This is a genomic window from Nonomuraea sp. SYSU D8015, from assembly GCF_008065375.1.
GTDB lineage: Bacteria > Actinomycetota > Actinomycetes > Streptosporangiales > Streptosporangiaceae > Nonomuraea.
The window spans coordinates 224,206-247,815 of record NZ_VJYI01000003.1 but is presented as its reverse complement, the minus strand read 5'-3'; the positions used below and the strand labels follow the sequence as shown (position 1 = coordinate 247,815).

Annotated in this window: 23 protein-coding genes; 8 read left to right on the top strand and 15 right to left on the bottom strand. The window is 71.0% G+C overall.

Going from position 1 to position 23,610, the window contains the following annotated elements; all coding sequences use genetic code 11:
- Positions 1 to 49: 49 nt before the first annotated feature.
- The 4 genes from ID574_RS16595 (at position 50) to ID574_RS16580 (ending at position 3,683) form a co-directional block, all read left to right on the top strand.
- On the top strand, positions 50 to 1,234 hold the full coding sequence (locus tag ID574_RS16595; protein ID WP_188189798.1) for an NAD(P)/FAD-dependent oxidoreductase: 1,185 nt from the start codon (positions 50 to 52) through the stop codon (positions 1,232 to 1,234).
- Positions 1,235 to 1,312: 78 nt separating this feature from the next.
- On the top strand, positions 1,313 to 2,524 hold the full coding sequence (locus tag ID574_RS16590) for a cytochrome P450 (protein ID WP_188189797.1): 1,212 nt from the start codon (positions 1,313 to 1,315) through the stop codon (positions 2,522 to 2,524).
- A 13-nt stretch (positions 2,525 to 2,537) separates the two neighbouring features.
- Positions 2,538 to 2,738, top strand: a complete 201-nt coding sequence (locus ID574_RS16585; protein WP_188189796.1) for a ferredoxin — start codon at positions 2,538 to 2,540, stop codon at positions 2,736 to 2,738.
- 132 nt (positions 2,739 to 2,870) lie between these two features.
- A complete protein-coding gene (locus ID574_RS16580; protein ID WP_188189795.1) occupies positions 2,871 to 3,683 on the top strand; it encodes an SDR family NAD(P)-dependent oxidoreductase in 813 nt (270 codons plus the stop codon).
- A gap of 7 nt (positions 3,684 to 3,690) precedes the next feature.
- On the opposite strand, the gene ID574_RS16575 is transcribed toward ID574_RS16580, so the two are convergent.
- The 13 genes from ID574_RS16575 to ID574_RS16515 all read right to left on the bottom strand — a co-directional run bounded on the left by ID574_RS16575 (position 3,691) and on the right by ID574_RS16515 (position 16,319).
- Positions 3,691 to 4,149, bottom strand: coding sequence for a S26 family signal peptidase (locus ID574_RS16575; protein ID WP_223166757.1), 459 nt, complete (start codon positions 4,147 to 4,149; stop codon positions 3,691 to 3,693).
- Positions 4,146 to 6,050, bottom strand: a complete 1,905-nt coding sequence (locus ID574_RS16570; protein WP_188189794.1) for an ABC transporter ATP-binding protein — start codon at positions 6,048 to 6,050, stop codon at positions 4,146 to 4,148. The genes ID574_RS16575 and ID574_RS16570 overlap by 4 nt, the downstream gene beginning before the upstream one ends.
- Positions 6,047 to 6,604, bottom strand: a complete 558-nt coding sequence (locus ID574_RS16565) for a TlpA family protein disulfide reductase (protein WP_188189793.1) — start codon at positions 6,602 to 6,604, stop codon at positions 6,047 to 6,049. The genes ID574_RS16570 and ID574_RS16565 overlap by 4 nt, the downstream gene beginning before the upstream one ends.
- Positions 6,604 to 7,170: a MauE/DoxX family redox-associated membrane protein gene (locus ID574_RS16560; RefSeq protein ID WP_188189792.1), complete on the bottom strand. Its 567-nt coding sequence runs from the start codon at positions 7,168 to 7,170 to the stop codon at positions 6,604 to 6,606. Before ID574_RS16560 ends, ID574_RS16565 begins: the two co-directional genes overlap by 1 nt.
- A gap of 442 nt (positions 7,171 to 7,612) precedes the next feature.
- Positions 7,613 to 9,112, bottom strand: a complete 1,500-nt coding sequence (locus ID574_RS16555; protein ID WP_223166756.1) for a serine/threonine-protein kinase — start codon at positions 9,110 to 9,112, stop codon at positions 7,613 to 7,615.
- Positions 9,112 to 10,593: a serine/threonine-protein kinase gene (locus ID574_RS16550; protein ID WP_188189790.1), complete on the bottom strand. Its 1,482-nt coding sequence runs from the start codon at positions 10,591 to 10,593 to the stop codon at positions 9,112 to 9,114. The genes ID574_RS16555 and ID574_RS16550 overlap by 1 nt, the downstream gene beginning before the upstream one ends.
- A 113-nt stretch (positions 10,594 to 10,706) precedes the next feature.
- On the bottom strand, positions 10,707 to 11,261 hold the full coding sequence (locus ID574_RS16545) for a hypothetical protein (protein ID WP_188189789.1): 555 nt from the start codon (positions 11,259 to 11,261) through the stop codon (positions 10,707 to 10,709).
- A 112-nt stretch (positions 11,262 to 11,373) separates the two neighbouring features.
- Entirely contained in the window at positions 11,374 to 12,150 is a 777-nt protein-coding gene (locus ID574_RS16540; protein WP_188189788.1) for an SDR family oxidoreductase, read from the bottom strand.
- Between the two features lie 41 nt (positions 12,151 to 12,191).
- Entirely contained in the window at positions 12,192 to 12,560 is a 369-nt protein-coding gene (locus tag ID574_RS16535; RefSeq protein ID WP_188189787.1) for a barstar family protein, read from the bottom strand.
- 8 nt (positions 12,561 to 12,568) lie between these two features.
- Positions 12,569 to 12,985 (bottom strand): ribonuclease domain-containing protein, encoded by a 417-nt coding sequence (locus ID574_RS16530; RefSeq protein ID WP_188189786.1) that lies wholly within the window; start codon positions 12,983 to 12,985, stop codon positions 12,569 to 12,571.
- 109 nt (positions 12,986 to 13,094) lie between these two features.
- The gene (locus tag ID574_RS16525; RefSeq protein ID WP_188189785.1) at positions 13,095 to 13,994 is read right to left on the bottom strand and encodes a carbohydrate ABC transporter permease; all 900 of its coding nucleotides are present in this window, start codon (positions 13,992 to 13,994) and stop codon (positions 13,095 to 13,097) included.
- Positions 13,991 to 14,908 (bottom strand): carbohydrate ABC transporter permease, encoded by a 918-nt coding sequence (locus ID574_RS16520; protein ID WP_188189784.1) that lies wholly within the window; start codon positions 14,906 to 14,908, stop codon positions 13,991 to 13,993. The genes ID574_RS16525 and ID574_RS16520 overlap by 4 nt, the downstream gene beginning before the upstream one ends.
- Positions 14,909 to 14,966: 58 nt before the next feature.
- A complete protein-coding gene (locus ID574_RS16515) occupies positions 14,967 to 16,319 on the bottom strand; it encodes an ABC transporter substrate-binding protein (RefSeq protein ID WP_188189783.1) in 1,353 nt (450 codons plus the stop codon).
- A 123-nt stretch (positions 16,320 to 16,442) separates the two neighbouring features.
- Between ID574_RS16515 and ID574_RS16510 the strand changes: the two genes are divergently transcribed.
- Positions 16,443 to 17,996, top strand: coding sequence for a glycoside hydrolase family 43 protein (locus ID574_RS16510; protein ID WP_188189782.1), 1,554 nt, complete (start codon positions 16,443 to 16,445; stop codon positions 17,994 to 17,996).
- A gap of 40 nt (positions 17,997 to 18,036) precedes the next feature.
- On the opposite strand, the gene ID574_RS16505 is transcribed toward ID574_RS16510, so the two are convergent.
- Together ID574_RS16505 and ID574_RS16500 are read right to left on the bottom strand one after the other, a co-directional pair.
- Positions 18,037 to 19,056: a LacI family DNA-binding transcriptional regulator gene (locus ID574_RS16505; protein ID WP_188189781.1), complete on the bottom strand. Its 1,020-nt coding sequence runs from the start codon at positions 19,054 to 19,056 to the stop codon at positions 18,037 to 18,039.
- Between the two features lie 213 nt (positions 19,057 to 19,269).
- The gene (locus tag ID574_RS16500; protein WP_223166755.1) at positions 19,270 to 20,283 is read right to left on the bottom strand and encodes a LacI family DNA-binding transcriptional regulator; all 1,014 of its coding nucleotides are present in this window, start codon (positions 20,281 to 20,283) and stop codon (positions 19,270 to 19,272) included.
- Positions 20,284 to 20,542: 259 nt separating this feature from the next.
- Between ID574_RS16500 and ID574_RS16495 the strand changes: the two genes are divergently transcribed.
- Genes ID574_RS16495 through ID574_RS16485 form a run of 3 tightly spaced genes read left to right on the top strand, consistent with a single transcriptional unit; the run spans position 20,543 to position 23,603 of the window.
- Positions 20,543 to 21,844, top strand: a complete 1,302-nt coding sequence (locus tag ID574_RS16495) for an ABC transporter substrate-binding protein (protein WP_188189779.1) — start codon at positions 20,543 to 20,545, stop codon at positions 21,842 to 21,844.
- Positions 21,838 to 22,779, top strand: coding sequence for a carbohydrate ABC transporter permease (locus tag ID574_RS16490; protein WP_223166754.1), 942 nt, complete (start codon positions 21,838 to 21,840; stop codon positions 22,777 to 22,779). The genes ID574_RS16495 and ID574_RS16490 overlap by 7 nt, the downstream gene beginning before the upstream one ends.
- Positions 22,776 to 23,603: a carbohydrate ABC transporter permease gene (locus ID574_RS16485; protein WP_188189778.1), complete on the top strand. Its 828-nt coding sequence runs from the start codon at positions 22,776 to 22,778 to the stop codon at positions 23,601 to 23,603. Before ID574_RS16490 ends, ID574_RS16485 begins: the two co-directional genes overlap by 4 nt.
- The last annotated feature ends 7 nt before the right edge of the window (positions 23,604 to 23,610 follow it).

Here is a 23,610-nt window from a genome sequence, read left to right as displayed (position 1 = left end):
ATATGTGGAATCGTGTGGTCGAGGCCGCCCCACACCCGAGTGACGCGTCGTGACCTCGCCCGGGAGCGTTCTGATCGTCGGCGCGTCGGCGGCCGGGCTGAGCACGGCTGAGGCGCTGCGGCGGCACGGCTACCGCGGCCGGTTGACGCTGCTGGACGCCGAGCCCCATCTCCCCTACGACCGGCCGCCGCTGTCGAAGCAGGTCCTGGCCGGCGCCTGGGAGCCGGACCGGGCCCGGCTCCGCGGCCAGCCGCAGCTCGACGCCCTGGACGCCGCGTTCGTGCTGGGCGAGGCCGCCGTCGCGCTGGACGCGGCCGAGTGCGCCGTCACCACCGCCTCCGGCCGGGTGCTGCGGGCCGACGCGGTGGTCATCGCCACCGGCCTGTCGCCCTGCCGGCTCCCGGGCCAGGACGGGCCGGCGGGCGTGCACGTGCTGCGCTCCCTGGACGACGCGCTCGCCCTGCGCCGCGACCTGACCGCCGCCGAGCGGCTCGTGGTCGTGGGCGAGGGGGTGCTGGGCGCGGAGATCGCCGCCACCGCCCGCACCATGGGCCTGGACGTCACCCTCGCCGGAATGGGGCACACCCTGCTGGGCGACCAGCTCGGCGAAGTGATCGGCGCGATGCTCGGCCGGCTGCACGCCGAACGCGGGGTCAGGCTGCGGCTCGGCGCCGCGGTCGACGGGCTGGCGGAGACCGGCGGCCGCGTCACGGGGGTACGCCTGGCCACCGGCGAGCTCCTGCCCGCTGACACGGTCGCCGTGGCCATCGGCTCCCGCCCGGCGACCGGCTGGCTGGAGGGCAGCGGGCTCACCGTGGGCGACGGCGTGGAGTGTGACGCGCACGGCCGCGCCGCCGAGGGCGTCTACGCCGTCGGGGACGTGGCCTCCTTCGAGCACGAGGGGCTCGGCAGACGGCTGCGCCTGGAGAACCGCACCAACGCCACCGAACAGGCCCAGACGGTGGCGGCCGCCGTCCTCGGCGCCGACCGCCCGTACACGCCCATCCCGTACTTCTGGACCGACCAGTACGACGCCAAGATCCAGGCCCACGGCGTGCCGTCGCCGGCGGCGGAGGTGACCATCGCCGAAGGCGACGTCGCACAGCGCCGCTTCACCGCCCTCTACCGCCAGGACGGCCGGGTCACCGGCGTACTCGGCTGGAACATGCCCAAGCAGGCCCGACTGCTGAGGCAGCAGCTGCTCGGCACCGCCGCCCCTCTCGCGCCCGCGTGAGGGCGGCCACACGATCGGCCCACACGATCGGCCCACACGATCAGCGACGACCGACCATTCATTTCGAGGAGATGCCGAATGACGACCGACGAGCAGGTCCTGACCTATCCGATCCCCAGCGACGCCGCGCTCGAGCCGCCCGCGGAGTGGGCGGAGCTGCGCGGCAAGTGCCCGGTGGCGCACGTGAAGCTGCTCAGCGGCGACCAGGCGACGCTGCTGACCCGCTACGACGATGTCAAGGAGGTGCTCGCCGACCCGCGCTTCACCCGCCAGCTCACCGCCCCGGACGCGGCCCGCATCTCGGCCGACGGCGAGGGGGTGTTCAGCAGCGAGATGGCGTCCATCATCCCCGACGGCGGTGAGGAGCACCTGCACTGGCGGCGCCTGGTCGGCAAGTGGTTCACCGCCAAGCGGATGTCCGCCCTGCGGCCGGCGATGACCGAGATGGCCGAGCAGCTCATCGACGACATGGTCGAGCGCGGCCAGCCGGGCGACCTCAAGGCGTCCCTGGGATTCCCGCTGCCGGTGTACGTCATCTGCGACATGCTGGGGGTGCCGGCCGAGGACCGGGACCGGTTCTCGTACTGGTCCGACACCCTGCTCAACCTGACCCGCTACCGCAAAGAGGAGATCGAGGCCGCCCAGGCCGCGTTCTTCCAGTACATGTCCGACCACATCGCCGCCAAGCGGGAGCAACCAGGCGAGGACATCCTGAGTGAGCTGATCGCGGCCGGCAGCCCCGAGGAGGGCGGGCTGTCCGACATCCAGTTGATCGTCACCGGCATGGGGCTGCTGGTCGCCGGCCATGAGACCACCGCCAACATGATCGGCAAGATGGTGGTCATGTTGCTGGCCGACCGCACCCGCTGGCAGCGCCTGGTCGCCGACCCGTCGCTGATCCGCACGGCGGTGGAGGAGTCGCTGCGCTTCGACGCCAACTCCGGCTTCGGCCTGCCGCGCTACCTCAACGAGGAGACCGAGGTCAGCGGCACGATCCTGCCCCGCGGCACCACCGTGATCTGCAGCATGGCCGCGGCCAACCGCGACGAGGACGCCTTCGAGGCCGCCGCCGAGATGGACCTGACCCGCAGCCCCAACCCGCACCTGGCCTTCGGCTCCGGCGCGCACTCCTGCCTGGGCCAGGCGCTGGCGCGTACCGAGCTGCAGGTCGTGCTCGAGGTGCTGCTGCGCAAGCTCCCCACCCTGGAGCTGGCCGTGCCGGTGGAGGAACTGGAACGCGTGGAAGGGCTGGCCGTCGGCGGCCTGCGCACGGTCCCGGTCCGTTGGTAAGGAGGAACCCCGCATGAAAATCACCGTGGACGAGGTCAAATGCTGCGGCGCCGGCCAGTGCGTGCTGATCGCGCCGGAGGTGTTCGACCAGCGCGACGAGGACGGCATCGTCATCCTGCTGGAGCCTGAGCCCGGCGAGGACCAGCACGCCCTGGTCCGCGAGGCCGCCGCCGTCTGCCCCGCCGCCGCCATCGAGGTGAGCGACCAGGCCTGAGCCTGAAACGCGCCCCACCTGCGCGGATGGCATCACCGCGGTTCCCGTGCCGGCCCCGGCGAGACAGCGAATCCCGCCGGGGCCCGCAGCACCCTTGGCGCCCGCTCGGGGTTTCCAGTTAATCTGCTCTGGATGAACCGAGTCGTCCTCGTGGCCGGCGCGTCGTCCGGGGTGGGCAGGGACGCGGCCGCGTCGCTCGCCGCGCGCGGGCACACGGTCTACGGCACGAGCCGCGACGTCACGCGGGTGGACGCGCCCGGCGTCACCCCGGTCGCCCTGGAGGTCACCGACGACCGGTCCGTGCGGGCGTGCGTGGAAGAGGTCGTCGAGCGCGCGGGAGGGATCGACGCCGTCGTCTACAGCGCCGGGTTCTACGTCGCGGGCTCGGCGGAGGAGACGGACCCGGAGCTGGCGATCGCGCAGCTGGACGCGTACCTCGTCGGAGCGCATCGGCTGGTGCGCGCGGTGCTCCCGCACATGCGCCGGCGAGGCGGCGGCCGGCTGCTCCTGATGAGCTCGACCGCCGCCGTGGCGGCGATCCCGTTCCACTCGGTGTACTCCGCCAGCAAGGCCGCGCTGAACCACTACGCCGAGGCCCTGCGCTATGAGGTCGAGCCGTTCGGCGTCCGGGTCGCCTGCGTCGAGGCCACGAGCGTGCGGACCGGCGCCGCGACGGCGCTGCGGACCGGTGCGCCGCTCCCCGTCTACCAGCCGGTTCGGGACAAGGTGCTGGACCGCTTCCGCCGCCTCCAGCTGGAGGGTCCCGAGCCGACGGCAGTGTCGCGGGAGATCGTCCGGGCGGTGGAGGCGCGGCGCATGCGTCCGCTGTACCGTGTCGGCCTGCAGGCCAAGACCCTGCCCGTGCTGCGGGCCGTCCTTCCCCGGCGGCTGTTCGCGCACCTCTACGGCCGCTTCTTCGGCCTCGGGCGGCCGCCTGGCGACTAGCCCGTCCCTACCTCTGCACGCCGCGTACCACGACGCCGAGCAGCCGCTCGCCGGGCACGTATCCGCAGTGGCGGGAGTCGTAGGAGTGGTCGGCGTTGTCGCCCCGCACGACCAGGTGTCCGACGGGCACGGTGGCCTCGGGCGACCAGGCCGGCACGCCGGCAGGGGGCACGGGGTCGCCGGGCACCGCCGTCACGCGCTTGATGCTCCACGGCTCCTTCTCCGCGCGGTCCCAGTCGTCCGGGTAGTCCAGCCGGACCACCACCACGTCACCGGGGTGCACCCGCTGGACCGGGACGCGCCGCACCCACACCCGGTCGCCGGAGCGGTAGGCGGGCTCCATGCTGGGTCCGTACACCGAGACCAGGACGTACCGGCGGCGCAGCCAGGCCACCGCCGCCGCGGCGGCGGCCCCCAGGAGGGCCGGCGCGACCACGACCCGCACACGCGTGCCCGCCGGCCTCACCGCAGCGAACCCTTCGACGCCGACGCCGACGCCGACGCCGACGCCACCGAAGCCACCGACTCCGTCGTGGCCGCGGATTCCATGGAGGCCGTCGAGTCCGCCGAGCCCTCGGCGTACCCCTGGGCCTGGAGCCGGAACAGCCGGGCGTACGTGCCGTCGGCCGTCATGAGCTCGTCGTGGCTGCCCTGCTCGGCCACCACGCCGTCCTCGATCAGCGCGATGACGTCGGCGTCCCGGACGGCGCCCAGCCGGTGCGAGATGAGCAGGCTGGTGCGCCCTGACCGGATGTGGCGAAGCCGGGTGTGGATCTCGTGCTCCGCCTCGGCGTCCAGGCCCGCGCTGGGCTCGTCCAGGATCATGAGGTCCCGCGACCGGCGCAGGAAGGCACGCGCCAGGGCCACCCGCTGCCACTGCCCTCCCGACAGCACCACCCCCGTACGCGTGTCGGCCCGGTCCGACTCGCTGAGGAACATCCGGGTCAGCAGCGTGTCGTAGCCGAGGGGCAGGCCGGCCAGCGCCTCGTGGACGCCCGCCGTCCTGGCCGCCGCCTCGACGCGCTCGCGGTCACCGAGCGCCGTCAGGTCTCCCAGCGCGATGTTGTCGGAGGCGCTGAAGTCGTACGCCATGAAGTCCTGGAAGACCGCGCCGATGCGCTCGCGCAGCCGTTCGGGGGAGAGCTCGCGGAGGTCGACGCCGTCCCAGAGGATCGCGCCCCTGGTCGGGTCGTAGAAGCGGCACAGCAGCTTGACGATCGTGCTCTTGCCGGAGCCGTTGTGGCCGACCAGCGCCATGGTCCGGCCCGCGGGCAGGAACAGGTCGACCCCGCGCAGCACCCACGGATGCTCGTCGCTGTAGCGGAACCACACGTCGCGCAGCTCGATGCCGTGGCGCAGTGCGGGCGGCTCCCGCGGGGTCGCGGGGGCGGGCAGATCGGGCCCGGCGTCCACCACGGCCGTGTAGTGGCCGAACAGCAGGAGCTCCTGGTGGGCGCCGGCGATGGCCTGCACCAGGGTGTCCAGCGCGCCCTGCACACCCGCCACGGCCGCGACGAACATCGCCACGTCGCCCACCGTCAGCTGCCCCCGCACGGCGGCGAACACCGTCCAGGCCAGTCCCGCGCCGGACACGCCGGCGGCGAGCACCGCCAGCGTGGCCTGGACGGCGAGCTCGCGGCGGTCCAGGCGGCGGCGGGCGGCGTTGGCGGCCGAACGGTCGGCGAGCATGCGGCCGCGCAGGAACGTCCCCAGCCCGAACAGCCGCACCTCCCTGGCGGCGTCCACGCTGGACAGCAGGTCGGCGTAGAAGAACTCGCGGCGCTCGGTCGGGCCGATGGCCAGCAGCATGTCGGCGCGGCGCCGCGACAGGCGCACCGCCATCAGGACCGCGGGCACCGCCGCGGCCAGCACCACCGCCGTGACGTACAGGTTGATCAGCGCCAGGGACCCGACGAAACCGGCCAGAGTGAGCGCGCCGCGGGCGAGCCCGAACGCGGAGTCCACGAGCTGTCCGGGCGAACCGGCGCTCTGCTGGGCGAGCCGGAGGCGGTCGAGGTACGCGGGGTCCTCCAGCCGGCCGATGCCGATCGAGCGGTCCAGGGCGGTGAACAGCCCGTCCTGGGCCGACAGGCCGACCCTGCGGTCGATCTCCGCCCGGAGGTACTGTCCCGCCTGCGGCAGGACCGCGTTCGCCAGGCCAGCCGCCGCCAGGCCGAGCACCGGCACGGCGACGGCCGCCATCGAGGCGGAGGAGACCAGTGAGTCGAGGGTGGCCTTCGTGAGCCAGGCGATCGTGATCGGGAAGGCCGTGGCCAGCAGGGTGACGGCCAGATAGCAGGTCGTCGCCGCGGGCGCCGCGCGCCAGGCCAGGCCGGTCGCGCGCACCACACCGGCCAGGGGCCTCATCGGTCGGCGGGCAGGGCGAGCCGGACGACGTCGCCCTCGGCCGCGACGATCGTCCCGTCGCTGTCCACCAGGCAGAAGGCGGGATATTCACTGACCCCGAACGCCTGGGCGACCGGCCCGTCGTAGCCGTCCTCCACGATCACCCTCGCCACCTGCCGCAAGGTCTCCGTCATCTCGGCCGCGGCCGCGTCGCCACCGGCGACGATCGCCAGGATCAGGCGGCGTCCGCCGATGCGCCGGCGCGCGTGTTCGAGGAAGCCGGGCAGCTTCTCCAGGCACGGCTTGCACCCCGGGCTGAAGAAGGCCACCAGCGTCTCTCCCGACAGGGAGCGCCTGGAGACCTCCTCCCCGTCGAGGGTCCGCGCGGCGAACTCGCCGACCGTGCCGCCCACGGCGGGCAGCCCCGGCGCGGCGAGGGCGCCCGTGCCGGCCCGGAGCAGCGTCTCCAGATGCGTGGTGTGCTCCCGCAGCCGGCGGATCACCCCGAGGGTGAGGATCAGGTCGAGTACGCAGATCGCGCCCACCAGGATGAGGGCGGCCCAGACCACGGCCATCACATGCTCCCTTCACGCGGCCGGTCGGTCGCCGGCAACCCCGGACCGAACAGCTCTGCCAGGTCGTCGAGCCGGACGACCAGCAGGCCCAGTACGAGGGCGGCGGTCGCGGCCACCACCAGCCCGGCCGGGTCGGCGGTGCCGGGCCCGCCGGGTTCGAGCGCCAGCCCCACGGCGACCGCGGCGAGCAGCAGCGCGTTGCGTACGAGGTGCCAGGGCCCCAGCTGCGCCGACCCGCCGAAGCACCGGCAGGCCGTCGCGACCCCGCGCCGCAGCGCCAGCGCGATGGCCACGCCGAAGACCGACACCAGGACGGCCGCCAGTGCCAGCGCGGCGACGCGGGCGGGCACCAGCAGGAGCACGACGGACGCCTCGGCCGCCACCACCACGGGGGCGACCAGGCGCGCGAGCGACGCCGGCGCGGAGCGTGACGGAAGGAATGCCCCGAGGAGTTTCCGCGTCGATTCGATGAATTCACGCCACTGGGTGGCGCGCAGCTTGCTCAGCGCGGAAACAGCGAATACGAGACCGACGAGACAATTGACTCCGAAAACGAGGTATTGCACGCGCGCCCCCAGCGCAGAAAACGCCTGGTCTTTCTCCGGTTCTGGGAGCCACCGTGCCCACGGGGAGCACGGCGGCCCGTCGTGCGTCTCACTCAGCAGTCACGGCCCGTGAGCTGGCACCCCGTGCACGCGGAACCCGCGAAGCAGTGCTCGATGTAGTAGCCCTCCACCGCGCGGGCCCCCATGACGCGGCAGCAGCGCCGCCGGCACTGGCAAGGGCTCGCGGCCAGTGCGGTGGCCTTGGGGACGATTCTCGCGAGCAATCTGTCCCCGAATCTCATGATGGCATCGGTCATTGACATCTACCTCCCCTCGAGACCGTCTCGGCCCAGACAACCACGGGAGTCGCGCCGGGTAAAGATGATCGAAAGGAGAATATGATGTGATTTCTTTGCGCTGCGCCACCGTCTTGTTTTATGGACGGCCCGAATTCGGAAACGATTTAGGAGAACGGCTCGCACGCCGTGAACGACACACTCCTGGTCGCCCTCGAGGGGGTCAGCAGGTGGAAGACGATGGTGTGGCGGCCCGGCTCGAAGGCGCCGAAGGGGTTGCGCCGTTCCTCGGTCGTGCCGGTCACCCAGCCCGTCTTCCGTCCCTCGTCCTGGCCGTCCACGACCCAGCGGTAGGTGTACTCCACCTGCCGTCCCGACGGGCCCTTGATCACGGCTTCGGGGAAGAGGCTCCTGCTCCAGCAGCCCTGCGCGGTCTGCTGCCCCTGCAGCGTCAACGACGCCAGGCGTACGGTCCCGGCAATCGTGGTCTTGGGTTTCGGTGAGACGGTGGTGGGTTCGGGTGAGGCGGTCGTGGGTTTGGGTGAGGCGGTCGTCGTCGGCCTGCGGGAGGCGGTGGGGGAGTTCGAGGCGGCGGTCCTGGTGGGGCGCGTCTTCTTCTTGGCCGGTGAGCTGGGTGTCTTGCTGGCGCCCCGTTTCCTGGGCGGCGCACTGGGGGTCGTGGTCGCGCCCGGTGTCGTGCTCGCGCCCTGCTCCGTGGTCGCCGACGCGATGGGCGCGGCCGTCGTCACGGAGGCAGGCATCCACGTGATCGCCCCGGCCACCAGGGCGCCGGACACCGCCAGCGCCCCGACGCCGGCCAGCATCGCCTTCCACCGCGGGCGGCGGCCCACGGCATGACCCGCCGTACCGCCCTGATGCCCGGCCGGGCCGGTGGGCGGGGCGCCGATCAACCGGAGCAGCACGTCCTGCATGGAAGGCCGGGCGGCGGGATCCTTGGCCAGGCAGGCCAGCACGATCGGGCGCAGCGGAGCCGGCAGGTCACCCAGGTACGGCTCGTCGTGGAGGATGCGGCGGATCACCGCGGGCAGCGAGTCGTTGCCGAACGGCGGTCTTCCCGTCGCGGCGAACACCATCACCGACGCCCACGCGAACACGTCCACCGCGGGGCCGATCGCGGCGCCGGCGAGCTGCTCGGGCGCCATGTAGGCAGGCGTGCCGACGATGCTGCTCGTCACGGTCAGCGAATGGCCGGACGAGCGGGCGATGCCGAAGTCGATGACACGCGGCCCGTCCCTGCCGAGCAGCACGTTGGCGGGCTTGAAGTCGCGATGCACCACCCCGGCCCGGTGGATCGCCGCCAGCGCGGTCGCGGTCGCCACGGCGAGCCGCTGCAGGTCGGCGCCGGTGTGGCGGCCGGCCTGCTGGAGCGAGGGGCCTTCGACGTACTCGGTCACGATGTACGGCCGGCCGCTCAGTGACGCGTCGAGCACCTGGGCGATGCAGAACGGCTCCACCCGCCGCGCCGCGTCGATCTCCTTGGCGAAACGGTGATCCACGGGCAGGCCGTCGCTCAGCACCTTGACCGCGACCGGCCTGCCGTCCGGAGCCTGGCCCAGGTAGACGACCCCTTGGCCGCCCGAGCCCAGACGCCCGAGCAGCCGGTAGGGGCCGACGGCGGGAGGATCTTCCGGCAGGAGCGGGTCCATCACTCGGTCCCGCAGATCGTGAACGAGAGAGACTTCGACACCGCCGCGGGCGAGGTCAGGCGGAGGGTCACGCGATGCGGGCCTTCCGACTGCACGAGCGGGCCGCTGAGCTGCTGCGTGTAGTCGTCGTACACGCCGCCCTCAGTGCGCTGCACCACCCGCCCGTCCAGGACCCACTCGTAGCGGAAATCGGTGCCCTTCTTGGTGGCTTCGACCATGCCGGAGATACTGCCGTTGTTGATCACGTCGCACTCCGGCCTGGCCTCGTGCGAGCTGCCGATGACCCGCACCCATACGATGCGGACCGAACCGCCGCCCGACGCGGGTCTCGCCGATGAGGTCGCGGGTCTGGGAGCGGACTGCGTCGGTTTCGCGGTCGGTTTCGCGGTCGGCTTCGGGGTCTGTCTCATGGTCGGCTCGGTCGTGGTCACCGGTTTCGACGGGGACGGGCTCTTGGTCTTCTTCGGGCGCGAGCGTGTCTTCGTCGGTGCCGGCGTCGTCGCGGCAGAGGTGAACGCCAGCTGCTGTGTGCTCGGTTGCGGATCCAGAAGTGTCCAGACGTTCGTGAGCGCCAAGGCGACGGCGGTCGCCACCGCCAGCGCCCCCACACCGGAGACGCCCACGACCACCGCCGTCCCGCTCCGGCGCCGCCCGGGAACCGTGGACGGACCGCGGGCGTCGGCGGCGTCCGGACGCATGGGGGCCTGTCCGCCCAGGAGTTGCAGCAACACGTCCCGCATGGCCGGCCGCCGCGCCGGATCCTTGGCCAGGCACGCCAGCACGATCGAGCGCAACGGCTGCGGCAGGTCGCCGAGCTGCGGCTCGTTGTGCAGGATCCGATTGATCACCGCGGGCAGCGAGTCCTCGCCGAACGGGGGCGACCCGGTGGCGGCGAACACCATCACCGACGCCCACGCGAACACGTCCACCGCCGGCCCGATCCGCTCGCCGGCGAGCTGCTCCGGCGCCATGTACGCGGGCGTCCCCACGATGCTGCTGGTGGCCGTCAGCCCCGATTCGACCGACCGGGCGATGCCGAAGTCGATCACGCGGGGCCCGCCCTGCCCGAGCAGCACGTTGGCGGGCTTGAAGTCGCGATGGACGATGCCCGCCTGGTGAATGGCCGCCAGCGCGGTCGCGGTCGCCACGGCGAGCCGCTGCAGGTCGGCGCCGGTGTGGCGGCCGGCCTGCTGGAGCGAGGGGCCTTCGACGTACTCGGTCACGATGTACGGCCGGCCGCCCAGCGAGGCGTCGAGCACCTGGGCGATGCAGAACGGCTCCACCCGGCGGGCCGCCTCGATCTCCTTGGCGAAGCGCTCGTCGGCGAGCCCCTCACGCAGCACTTTGACCGCGACCGGCCGGCCGTCGGGCCCCTGGCCCAGGTAGACCACCCCTTGGCCGCCCGCACCCAGACGTCCGAACAGCCGGTAGGGCCCCACGGCTGGGGGATCGCCTTCCCGGAGTGGTTCGACGTGCGACATGGGACTCCTGTGACGAGCGTACGGGATCTTCGGCACCATAGCGGGAAATGTCAGGCCTAGTGAGCCACTCCCGTAAAACCGGGGCCTTGCGTTCACCGAGAGCTGTCGGACGTTCAGCTCGGTGCGAGCCGCAGAACGGCGCGGTCCTCGGAGAGCTGGGTCAGTTCCAGCCGCATGCCATTGATGCGGCCGGGTTCGCCGGGAGCCAGGGACAGCGTGCCCTCGTCGCGGCAGCGGCCGTTGACACAGCTGCCGCTGGTGCTGACGTTCATGCCCTCCACCTGCAAACCGCCGGAGAATCCCAGGAGTGCGATCTCGACCATGTCCGGGTGGAGCGAGTTGACGGTGAGCCGCCGCACACCGAAGCGCTCGTCGATCAGGAGCCGGTCACCGGCCTGGATCTCGACCTCGCAGTCGGCGTCCTCGCACGACGTCAGGTCGCGCCCCTCGGCTGCCTGCGGCCCGGCAGCCGTGGTCTGGGCGGACGCCGTCGGCGTGGGAAGCGGCGTGTGCGTCACCGACGCGAGAGGTGGCGCCGGCGGATGCGGTGTCGCCGGTGCGAGAGGCGTCGCCGCCGGGAGAGACGCCGACGGCGCGGTGCGTGAGTCGGCGCAGGCGGTCATCGTGACCAGCAGGGCGGCGGCAACGAGCCGGGCCAGGACCGGCATGAGGCTCCTCGTATCGGGACGCTCCTGACGTTGCGCCCTTATATCGGATAGACGGCTCTTCCTTTGAGGAAATAACCATGTGGAGCTGAACGCAAACAGAGCGTGAGCATGGTCACGTGAACAGCTGGCCGCCGTTGACGTCGATGGTGGCGCCGGTGACGGCCTTGGCGTGGTCGGAGGCGAGGTAGAGGACGGCGCGGGCCACGTCCTCCTCCGTGGCGATGCGGCGCAGCGCCATCGCCGAGACGTCGCGCGTCCGGATCTCCTCGAACGTCACGCCTTCCGCCGCGGCCCGGGCGCGCATCCACTCGTCGAGCACCTCGCTGGCGATCCAGCCGGGCGCGACGCAGTTCACCCGCACCCCGTACGGCCCGAGCTCGTCGGCGAGGCAGTGGGACAGCAGGTGCGCGGCGGCCTTGCCCGCGGCGTAGTCGCTGCGCCCCGCGTAGCCCTTGCGGGACGACATGGAGGTGATGTTCACGATCGAGCCGGAGCGCCGGGCCACCATGTGCGGCGCGATGAACCTGCAGGCCAGCAGTGTGCCGTAGCCGCCCGTCTCGACGGCCCTGCGCCACGTCTCCAGGTCGTCGGCCGACATGTCGAGCACGTTCCTGCGGTGCGATCCGGGGAAAGCGGCGTTGACCAGCACGTCCACCCGGCCGAACCGTTCGATCACGGTGTCGGCGAGCCGCCGCACGTCGTCGATCCTGACCACGTCGGCGGGCACGGCCAGCACGCCGGGGACCTCGGCGGCGATCTTCTCAAGGGTGGCGGCGGTGCGGGCCGCCACGACGACGCCGGCGCCCTCCTCGCTCAGCAGCCCCGCCAGAGTCCGCCCCAGCCCCGGGCCCGCCCCGGTGACGATCGCGATCTTGTCATCCAGCAGCACGCACTGACCTTACCAAGCGTTTGCTCAGCAACGGGGACGGATCACGTCAGAGCGTCGGCGGCCCGCTGCCGGAGCGGGACCTCATGGCCGGGATCCGTGTGCAGCGCCACGGTCAGCCCGTACTCGGCCGCCTCGGCGAAGATGGCCAGCAAGGTGTCGAGCTGCTCCGGAGGCTCGGCGCTGAGCAGCTCCTCGGCGTGCGCGACGATCAGGGCGACGGCGCCCGTGTCGCGCAGGCAGTCGGCGAGCGCGTCCCAGTTGCGGCCGAAGTAGCCGGGGAAGCGCAGAGCCCGCGCCACCTCATCGAAGAAGGCGGCGCGGGTGCGGCAGGCCCGCCCATCCACGACCGCCGGCGCCGGGCCGGTGGACACCGTCAGCCAGGACGGCAGCGGACGTGCGGCGGAGGTCATCGGTGTTCCTAGAGTCGGTAGAAGTCGGTGTAGTGGTTGGGCGAGAACCACACCACACCGGTGCTGCGGTTGACGACGATCCGGTAGGCGTCACGCGCGGCACCGTACGACCGGGAGTACACGTCGTACTCATAGTAGGTGGCGCCGCTGGGCAGCTGGCCCTCGCGGTTGTAGAAGCGCCCGCCGGCGAAGTTGTATCTGCCGTCCGGCCAGGAGTACCAGCCTCTGGTGGTGGGGTAGCCCTTGGAAGCCCAGATCGCATTGGCGGTGCGGGCGTCGGCGCAGCGCGAGATGGTGCAGGAGCTGTAGACGGCGGCGTTGGCGGGGGTGGTGATGCCGGTCAGGCCGACGAGGGAGGTGATGGCGGCGAGGATGACGGTGAGCCTCACCGCCCAGGAAGGTCCGAAGCGTTGCGGGGTCTGCACGAAGCCTCCTTGTGGGGTGCGACGGACACCGCAATGATCACCGCTTTACTTGGGCAATAAAGACAAAGGTCGCTAAAGGCATGGTGAACTCTTGACGGAGAGCGGCCTTTCATCCCTTCAGCCCGCCGGCCAGGAGGTCGGCGCGCCAGAAGCGCTGTAGCACCAGGACCAGGACAATCAAGGGGATGACGGACACGGCCGAGCCGATGATGACCAGCGGATAAAGGTCGGTGTCGCCCGCGCCCTTGGACAGGAACGTGTACAGGCCGAGGGTGATGGGATATTTGTCCTGGTCGGACAGCATGATGAAGGGCAGCAGGAAGTTGTTCCAGATGCCGACGAACTGCAGCAGGAACACCGTCACGAGCCCTTGCGTCATCATGGGCAGCACGATGTGGCCGAAGATGCGCACCTCTCCGGCGCCGTCCAGGCGCGCCGCCTCCAGGGTGCTCTGCGGGACCGCGGCGGCGGCGAACACCCGGCACAGGAAGATGCCGAACGGGTTGATGATCACCGGCAGGAGCACCGACCAGTAGGTCCCGGCCAGGCCGACCGAGGCGAGCAGCAGGTACTGCGGGACGGCGAGCACGATGCCGGGCACGAGCACGCCGGCGAGGATCACGGAGAACAGGACCTCGCGCCCGCGGAAGCGGAATTTGGCCAGCGCGTAGCCGGCCATGGCCGACACGAAGGTCGACAGGATCGCGCCGAGGCCGGCGTACAGCAGCGAGTTGAGCCCCCACTGCCAGAACTGGCCGGCGTCATAGCCGCTGAGGTTGGCCAGGTTGTCGACGAGTCCGCTGCCGGGCGCGAAGGAGAAGGTGGTGAACAGCTCGCGCGGGGTCTTGGAGGCGGCGATGACCACCCACGCCACGGGGGTCAGGCAGTACAGCGCGCCGAGCAGCAGCACGATCATCGCCAGCCGGGGCCGCCGCTGCGCGGCAGGCCGGTGGCGGTGGCCGAACTGGCGGTCGCCGGTGCGGGGCGAGGCTTGGAGGGTGGCGCTCATACGTTGTCTCCGAAGGTCCGGCGCTGGAAGAGACGCAGCAGCAGCAGCGAGATGACGAGGATGCCCAGGGCCAGCACGACGGAGGCGGCGGCCGCCCCGCCGAGGTTGTCGTTCTTGAACGCCTCCTCGTAGATCTTCATCAGCGGCACCCAGGTGGTGGTGACCGTGGCGGTCATCGGGTGCAGCGTGGCCGGCTCGCTGTAGAGCTGCAGGGTGCCGATGACGGAGAACAGCCCGGTGAGCACGAGCGCCGGGGCGACCAGCGGGATCTTGATCCGCCAGGCGATCTGCAGTTCGCTCGCCCCGTCGATGCGGGCCGCCTCGTAGATGGAGGTGGGGATGGCGCGCAGCGACGTGAAGATGATGATCATGTTGAAACCGACGCCGGACCACAACGCGATGTTGGCCAGCGAGAAGTACAGGGCGGGATAGCCGAAGAAGTCCAGCGGTCCGGTGTGCAGTCGTTCGGCGAGGTAGGTGATCGGGCTGGTGCTCGGCAGGTAGAGGAAGCCCCACAGGAGACTCGCGATCACGCCGGGCACCGCGTACGGGAGGAAGATCGCGGTGCGGCTGAAGCCTTGTGCGCGCACCCTGGGGATGTCGAGCAGCAGCGCGAACAGCAGGGCCAGGCCCAGCACGCTCGGGATGGCGATGACGCCGTAGATCAGCACCCGGCCGAGCCCAGCGACGTACTCGGGGTCGGTGAGCGCGGCGAGGTAGTTGTCGAACCCGACGAAGGCCTGCACGCGCCGGCCGAACGCGCCGCCGCCGTGGATACGGAAGCCGCGGAAGCTCAGGTAGATCGCGTAGCCGATCGGGATGATCAGGAACAGGGTAAAGAAGACGATCGCGGGTGTGGCGAACAGCCAGGGAGTGGCGGCGGCGCGAATGCGCCGGCCGGTGGAGGTGGGCATGAGACGTCCATGAAGGGGTCGGGCGGTGGGCCCGGCCGGATCGCCGGGCCCGTTGCGCCTACTTGATGACGGTGTAGCCGGACTTCTGCAGGTCGGCGACGACGGCCTGCTGCGTGGCCCGGTACACCTCGCGGAAGGAGCTCTTGTTGAGCGCGGCGGTGTTGAGCGCGTTCTCGAAGGCGCTCTGCGCCACGTTCACGTTGGGCCCCCAGGTGGCCGGGATGGTGGTGTTCTTGATCACCTGGTCGGCGACCTGGTAGAAGTCCTTCTGCTGCGGCATCAGCTGCGGCGGCTCACTGCTCAGGGTCGCCTGCCGGCCGGCGTTGCCGCCGGGGTAGATGTCGAGGGTGAGCATGAGCTTGGAGCCCTCGTCCGAGGCGCCCAGCCAGGCGGCGAAGGCCGCGGCCTCCTTGGCGTGCTTGGACTTGGCCGGCACCAGGTAGGTGGACCCGCCCTGGAAAGGGACGGCGGGGTTGCCAGGCGTCCACTGGGGGAGCGGCGCCGATTCCCACTTGCCCGCGGTGTCGGGCGCCACCGAGTGGATCACGCTGGGCGCCCAGGCGGCGGCCGCCCAGCTGAGGAGCTTGCCGTCGTTGACCTGGGCGTTCCATTCCGGCGTGAGCAGCGGCTCGACCTTGACCAGGTCCCGCTTCACGAGGTCCTCCCAGAAGTCGGCGGTCTTCAGCGACGCCTCGCTGTCGATGCCGACCTTCCACGCGTTGCCGTCGTTGCTCCACCATTGGGCGCCGGCCTGGGCGGCGTGGGCGGCGAAGAACTCGAGCTGGCTGGGGGAGAAGCTGGCGATGTAGACGCTGGGGTCCTTCTTGCGGATCTGCTCGGCCGCCTCGGCGTACTCGGCCCAGGTGGTGGGGACCTTGACGCCGTACTTGTCGAACAGGTCCTTGCGGTAGGTGAGCATCATCGGCCCGATGTCCTGGGGCACGCCGTAGACCTGGTTGTTGAAGGTGGTCAGGGCCCAGATGTTGGGCTCGATGCCGGACTTGAGCGCGGCCACGTCGGCGGTGATGTCCTTGACGACTCCGGCCACCACCAGGGCGGGCAGGCCGCGGTACTCCACCTGCACCACGTCGGGGGTGTCGCCGGCCTGGTCGGCGGCCAGCAGCTTGGCGGCGGTGTCGGCCGTCCCGCCGACCTCTGACAGCTTGATGGTGACGTTCGGGTGTTCCTGCTGGTACTTGTCGATGATCGCCTTGGCCGCCGGGTTGCCGTTCTTGAGGTTCCAGGTCCAGACCTGGAGCGTGACCGGCCCACCAGTGGTCGCGTTGCCCGAGGAGGAGGTGCCGGCGGACGAGCAGGCGGCCAGCGACGCCGCGAGGGCGACGGCCAGCATGGCGCGCACCGTCGTCCGCAGGCGTCGGGGTCCGGGCGGGGGGAGGGTCGGTGGGGTCATGACGATCTCCTGGGACAGGTGGTGCATCGCGGCGGGATGCCGGGTCGTGCGTTGGGATCTAACCTGATGTTAACGTTGTCATTCTGTCAAGCCCCTCTTGCGAAACGTTTCGGAGCCCACCCCGTGCCCACCTTCCGCAACCCGGTGCTGCCCGGCTGCCATCCGGACCCGTCGATCTGCCGGGCCGGCGCGGACTTCTACCTGGTCACCTCGTCGTTCGCCTACTATCCGGGCATCCCCGTGTTCCACAGCCGTGACCTGGTCCGATGGCGCCGGCTCACGCACGTGCTCAACCGGCCGGGCCAGCTCCCCCTGGAGGGCCTGGACGTCTCCGACGGCATCTGGGCGCCGACCATCCGCCACCACGACGGCACCTTCTACGTGGTCTCCACCCTGGCCAGGAACCGGCAGGGCAGCCTCACGTTCATCGCCACCGCCGACGACCCGGCCGGGCCGTGGTCGGACCCGGTCCCGCTGGACGCCGAGGGCATCGACCCCTCGCTGTTCTTCGACGACGACGGCCGGTGCTGGCTCACCGCCTGCCGCGACGCGGCCGAAGGCGGCCCCGGCGAGTTGTGGATGCGCGAGCTCGACCTGGAGCTCCTCAAGCTCATCGGCCCCACCCACGTGCTCTGGCACGGCGCCGTACGCGGGGCGTGGGTGGAGGCGCCGCACCTGTACAAGCGCGACGGCGTGTACCACCTGATCGCCGCCGAAGGCGGCACCGAGAGCAACCACAGCGTGACGGCGGCGCGTTCCGACGTCGTCACCGGCCCGTACGTGACCGATCCGCGCAGCCCCCTGCTGACGCACCGGCATCGCGGCCCCGACGAGCCGATCCACAATGTCGGCCACGCCGACCTGGTGGAGACCCCCGACGGGGAGACGTGGGCGGTGACGCTCGGCGTGCGGCCGATCGAGGGCACCCACACGCTCGGCAGGGAGGTCTTCCTGGTGCCCGTCGCCTGGGGCGCCCACGGGCCGGTGTTCGCCCCGGAATCGGGCGGCGTGCGGCTGTCGGAGCGGCTGCCCTCGATCGCGTCCGGCCGGCCGGAGGGCGACGACGTCGCGGCGGCGGGCCGGGTGCACTTCGACGAGCCGGTGCTGGGGCTGGAGTGGAACAGCCTGCGCGGCCCGGTCGACGACCGCGTCAGGCCCTCGGCGAACGGGGGAGGGCTCGAGCTCGACCTGGTGCCCGAGCCGCTCAGCTCCACCGGCGTACCGGCCTTCATCGGACGCCGCCAGCAACACGTCCGCTTCCGCGCGCAGACCCGGATCAGCTTCACCGCGGCCCGTCCGGAGGAAGAGGCCGGCGTGGCCGTCTTCCAGAACCAGGACCACTACGCCACGCTCGCCCTCACCGCGGACCTCGACGGACGGCCGCAGGCGGTGCTGACGACCCGGGAGGCGGGCACCGACGCCCCCCTGGCCACGGCGCCGCTGTCGGCGGGCGAGGCGCTGCTGGCCGTCGAAGGAGACGAGGCCGGCTACACCTTCCGCCTGCAGGAGCCCGGCGCCGGCCGGTGGATCACCCTGGTCACCGTCGAGCGGTCCTTCTTCAGCACCGAGCGCGCGGGCGGGTTCGTGGGGGTCTACCTGGGCCTTTACGCCACCGGCAACGGCCGCGCGGGCGACGGGCACGCGCACGTCCACTGGTTCGAGTACCAGCCGGGCTAGCGCCGGGGCGTGCCGGCGGCTCCGGTCCGTGACGGGGCGGCTAGCGCTGCGGCCGGGGCGGCGCGGTGCTGCGCCGGACCACGAGCTCGGGAGGGATCCGTTCGCACATGGCCGGCTCTCCGCGCATCATCCGCAGCAACTGCTCGATGGAGCGTTGTCCGAGACCGACGAAGTCCTGGCGGACCGTGGTCAGCGCGGGCACGAGGTAGGCGGTGCCGGCGATGTCGTCGAATCCGACGAGCGAGACGTCCGCCGGCACCTTGACGCCGAGCTCGGCGAAGGCGGCCAGCACCCCCATGGCCATCTGGTCGTTGCCGGCGAAGATCGCCGTCGGGAGCTCGCCGGTCTTGCGGGTGACGAGATAGTGGGCCAGCCGGTAGCCGCTGTTGCCGGTGAAGTCGCCCTCGATCTCCTCGCCGCGGGCCTCCGGCGTGTCTTTCAGCGCGGCTCGCCAGCCCTCCACACGGGCCCGCGCGTCGAAGGCGCGCAACGCCCCGGTCAGATGGACGATGCGGCGATGCCCCAGCTCCAGCAGGTGGCGCACGGCCAGCCGCGCGCCGAGCTCCTGATCGAGCTCGACGAAGCCGAGGTCGGGGTTGGGGACGTTGCCGGACATGACCACCGTCATCGGCACGCCGGTGACGATGTCGGCCAGGGCGTCCACCACCACGGGCCGGTCGGCGATGACGGCGATGGCCTCGACCGACTGATCGGTGAGCCGCTGCAGCGTCTCGGCCAGATCGAGAGTGCTGCCGCCCTGCCAGCTGGCCAGATTGACCCAGTAGCCGGCCAGCTGCGCGGCGGTCTGCACGCCCCGCAGGATCCTGGGCAGCTCGAACAGCTCGGCCCCGGCCAGCACCACGCCGATCGTGGAGGAGCGGCGGCTCTTGAGCGCCCGGGCGACGCTGTTGCGGCGATAACCGAGCTTTTCGATGGCCGCCTCGACCCGGGCCCGGGTCTCCGGCCGGACGGAGGGGTGGCCGTTGAGGACGCGGGAGACGGTGACGTGTGACACGCCGGCTTCGCGCGCCACATCCACCATGCCTGGTGCCCGGTTCATGTCCTTCGTTCCCACGCCACCACCGCCGCGCGGTGCTGCATCGATGGTGCCACATCCGCCACGTGCGACGGTTTGATCATATCCGGGCTCCGGTATGTGCCCTGTGACGGGTTCGATCCGATGCCGGTCGGGTCTCGCCGCCCTTCGCGGCGCAACGCGGACTCCGGGCTCGGGGCCGAAGACGATCTCCCACTGTCCGTCCACGGCCCGAGGTCACCCGGCCGGCGGCGGGGCGGTGGAGCGGCGGGGCACCAGGGTCGGGGTGACCGAGAAACGGACCGCTGACGTGCGGCCCTGAATGCGCTCGAGAAGGAGCCGGCCGGCCGTTTTGCCCATGATGGCGCCGTCCTGGTCGACGCTGGTCAGGGAGATGTGCGCCAGAGCGGCCGCCCGCGCATTGTCGTAGCCGACCACCGAAATGTCGCCGGGCACGGTGAGCCCGGCCTCGTGGACGGCCGCGAGCGCCCCGAAGGCGGCCTGGTCCATGCCGGCGAAGATGGCGGTGGGCCGGGGTGTGCGCGCCAGGAGCTCCCGTGTGCCCGCGTACCCGCCCTCCTCGGTGTAGGAGGTGGCGGCGATGGCGATGTGCTCGGTCAGGCCGTGCTCGGTCATCAGTCGCTCGTATGTCTTCGCCCTGACGTGTTGCGGCAGGGTCAGCGGCCCGGCCCGGCCGCCGGCCGGGTCGGTGATGTGCGCGATGCGGCGGTGACCGAGCGCGATGAGATGCTCGACGACCAGCTCCGTGCCGGCCTCGTCGTCGTCGAGCACCACGTCGTAGACCGCCGAGCGCTCATGGCGGCCGAGCACCACGGTCGGCGTGGTCTTGGCCGTCTCCTCCAGCTGCGTCCGGGCCGTGACCGGGGCGATCATGAGGATGCCGTCGGCCTGCCGGTCGACCAGGGCGTCGATCGCGGCGCGTTCCCTCCGCAGGTCGGGGCCGCCGCTCTGGACGATGACGGCCTGGTAGCCCGCGCCGGAGATCTCCTCGGTGAGGCCGTCGAGGATGTCGGCGAAGAACGGGTTCCTGATGTGCGGCAGCAGCACGCCGATGGTGAAGGTCTGCCCGCGCATCGCCCGGGCCGCCGCCTGCGGGCGGTAGCCGAGCTCGTCGATGGCGGCCTGCACCTTCAGGCGCATCGCCTCGCTGACGCCATAGGCGTTGCGCAGCACCTTGGACACGGCCGTCGTGGAGACCTGGGCATGGCTGGCCACGTCTGTGATCGTCACCCGACGCCGTCCCTCGCGCGTGGCCATGTGCCGCCCTTCTCCCGTCTCGACGCGACTCGATTCTAGGGCGGACGAGCACGTGGACGGTGATGGGTAATGTTACCCATCACCGCGCTCATCAACCGGAGGCATCCCCTTACTACCAGGGTCACATTAGGGGACCGTTCCTCAAAACACCCCTTGACGTAGCACGGTGTAACGCCTACGTTAACTCGCATCGGGGGTTGTTAAAACGTTTCAATCAACCCGGAGGGGCGTTGTGAAGACCTCTCACCGCGCGCGGGGAACGGCCCTGGCCGTTGTCGCGACGGCGGCCCTGACCTCCTGCGGCTCGAGTTCCGGGCCCGCCGCCGACGGCACCGTCACGCTGTCGTTCCTGGTGGACAACAGCCAGGCGACCGTGGACACGGCAAAGGCGCTCACGGACGCGTTCATGCAGGCCAACCCAAAGATCAAGATCGAGACCGAGACGCGGCCCGGTGGCAGCGAGGGCGACAACATCGTCAAGACGAGGCTCTCCACCGGCGAGATGTCGGACGTGCTCTGGTACAACTCCGGCTCGCTGCTCCAGGCACTCAATCCGGCCCAGTCCCTCGTCGACCTCACCGGCGACCCGGTGCTGGCCAACGTGCAGAAGGACTTCCTGCCGGTGGTGAGCCAGTCCGGCAAGGCGTACGGCGTGCCGGCCGGCACGGCCATGGGCGGCGGCATCCTCTACAACCGCAAGGTCTACGAGAAGCTCGGCCTGGAGGTCCCGAAGACCTGGGACGCGTTCATGGCCAACAACGAGAAGATCAAGGCGGCCGGGATCACGCCCGTGATCTCGACGTTCAAGGACACCTGGACCTCGCAGCTGTTCGTGCTGGGCGACTTCTACAACGTCCAGGCCGCGGCGCCCACGTTCGCGCAGGACTACACCGCGGGCAAGGCCAAGTTCGCCACCACCCCCGCCGCCCTCGCCGGTTTCCAGCACCTGGCCGACGTGCACGCCAAGGGCTACCTCAACGAGGGTTTCGGCTCGGCCATCGCCGACCAGGGCCTGAAGATGCTGGTCGAGGGCAAGGGCGCGCACTACCCCATGCTCAGCGCCATGCTGCCGCCGATGGTCGCCTCGACGCCGCAGGCCGCGACCGACGTCGGCTTCTTCGGCGTCCCCGGCACCGACCCGGCCAAGAACGGCGCCACGATCTGGGAGCCGGCGGGCCTCTACATCCCCAAGTCCACCAAGAACCTGGAGGCGGCCAAGAAGTTCCTGGCCTTCGTCGCCTCGCCGGCCGCCGCCGAGGCGGTCAACAAGGTCGTCCAGCCGGCCGGGCCGTACCGGATCCAGGGCGCCAAGCTGCCCGACGACGCCATCCAGGTGGCCAAGGACCTGCAGGCGTACGTCGACGAGGGCAGGACCGCGCCGGCGCTGGAGTTCCTCTCGCCCGTCAAGGGCCCGTCGCTGGAGCAGATCACCGTCGCGGTCGGCTCCGGGCTGACCCCGCCCGCCGAGGGCGCCGCCCAGTACGACAAGGACGTGGAGAAGCAGGCCAAGCAGTTGGGGCTCGCGGGGTGGTGACGAAGCAGGCCGCGGGGCTCCGCACCGGGCCCGGCCAAGCCGGGAAGCAGCAGGGGCACGCCCGCGCCTCGCGCAAGAGGCAGCGCGCGGCCTACCCGTACACGCTCTACTTGCCGGCCGCCGTCGTCTATCTGGTGATCTTCCTGGTGCCGACGGTGATGGCCTTCTACTTCGCGCTGACCCGCTGGACGCTGTTCGACAGCACCTTCGTCGGCCTGGACAACTTCCGCGACTTCTTCGCCGAGCAGAACCTGCGCATCGGCTTCGTCAACACCCTCTTCTACGCCGTGGTCACCAGCGGGCTGAAGGTGGTGCTGGGGCTGCTGCTGGGCGTGCTGCTCACCTCGAAGCTGCGGCTGCGCGGCTTCCTGCGCTCGGTGGTGTTCTTCCCGGTGCTGGTCTCCACCGTGGCCGTCGGCATCACCTTCAGTGCGCTGCTGCGGCCCGACACCGGGCTGGTCAACAGATCGCTCGCGCTGTTCGGGATCGACGGCCCGGACTGGCTGGGCGACGCGAACACGGCGCTGCTGTCGGTGGCGCTGGTGGACGTCTGGAAGGGCGTGGGCTTCGCGACCGTCATCTACATCGCCGGCATCCTGTCCATCCCGCGCGACTACTACCAGGCCGTGGCCGTGGACGGCGGCGGCGCCTGGCACCGCTTCCGTCACGTCACGCTGCCGCTGAGCTGGCCGGCCACCTACTCGGTGATCATCCTGTCGTTCATCGGCGGGCTGCGCTCGTTCGACCTGATCTGGACGATGACCCGCGGCGGTCCCGGCTTCACCAGCGACACCATCGCCTCGATCATCTACAAGCAGTACCAGGCCGGCTTCTTCGGCCTGTCCACGGCGGGCAACGTCATCCTGTTCGTCGTCGTCACCGCCATCGTCGTCCCGCTCAACTACTTCCTCGGCAAGAGGCAGGTGGCCGTATGAGAGCACTCAAGCGGGTGGGCGCGGAGGGGATCGCGCTCGTCCTCGCCACCGTGATCTTCCTGGTGCCGTTCTCGTTCATGCTGCTGACCGCGGTGAAGGACGAGGTCCAGGCCGAGGACCTCGACTTCGCCTGGCCCTCCGAATGGCCCGTCGTCCAGAACTTCACCGAGGTCATCGAGGCGCGCGACTACGTGCTGCTGCGGGCCTTCGTCAACTCCACCGTCCTCACCGTCGCCTCGGTGGCGCTGATCGTGGTCTTCGCCGCGATGGCCGCGTTCGTCCTGCAACGCCGGGCCGGCAAGGTGAGCAAGCTCGCCGACTTCCTGGTGTTGTCCGGGCTGATCATCCCGCCCGCGATCGTCCCCACGATCTGGCTGCTGAAGGGGCTCGGCCTGTTCAAGACCATGCCGGGGCTGATCCTGGTCGAGGTCGCCTTCGGGCTGTCGTACGCGGTGCTGCTGTTCCGGGCGTTCATCGCGGCCATCCCGCGGGAGCTGGACGAGGCCGCCATGATCGACGGCTGCACCGGGCTCACGCTCTTCTTCCGCGTGATCTTCCCGCTGCTGCGGCCGGTCACCATCACCGTCATCCTCACCACGTCGGTGACCGTCTTCAACGACTTCGTCAACCCGCTGTACTTCCTGCCCGGCGACGAGAACGCCACCGTCCAGCTGACCCTCTACAACTTCCAGAGCCAGTACAGCACGCAGTGGAACCTGCTGTTCATGGACATCGTGCTGATCACGATCCCGCCGCTGCTGCTGTTCGTCTTCTTCAACCGCAAGATCGTCGCCGGCATGACCGCCGGCGCCATCAAGGGATGACTTAAGG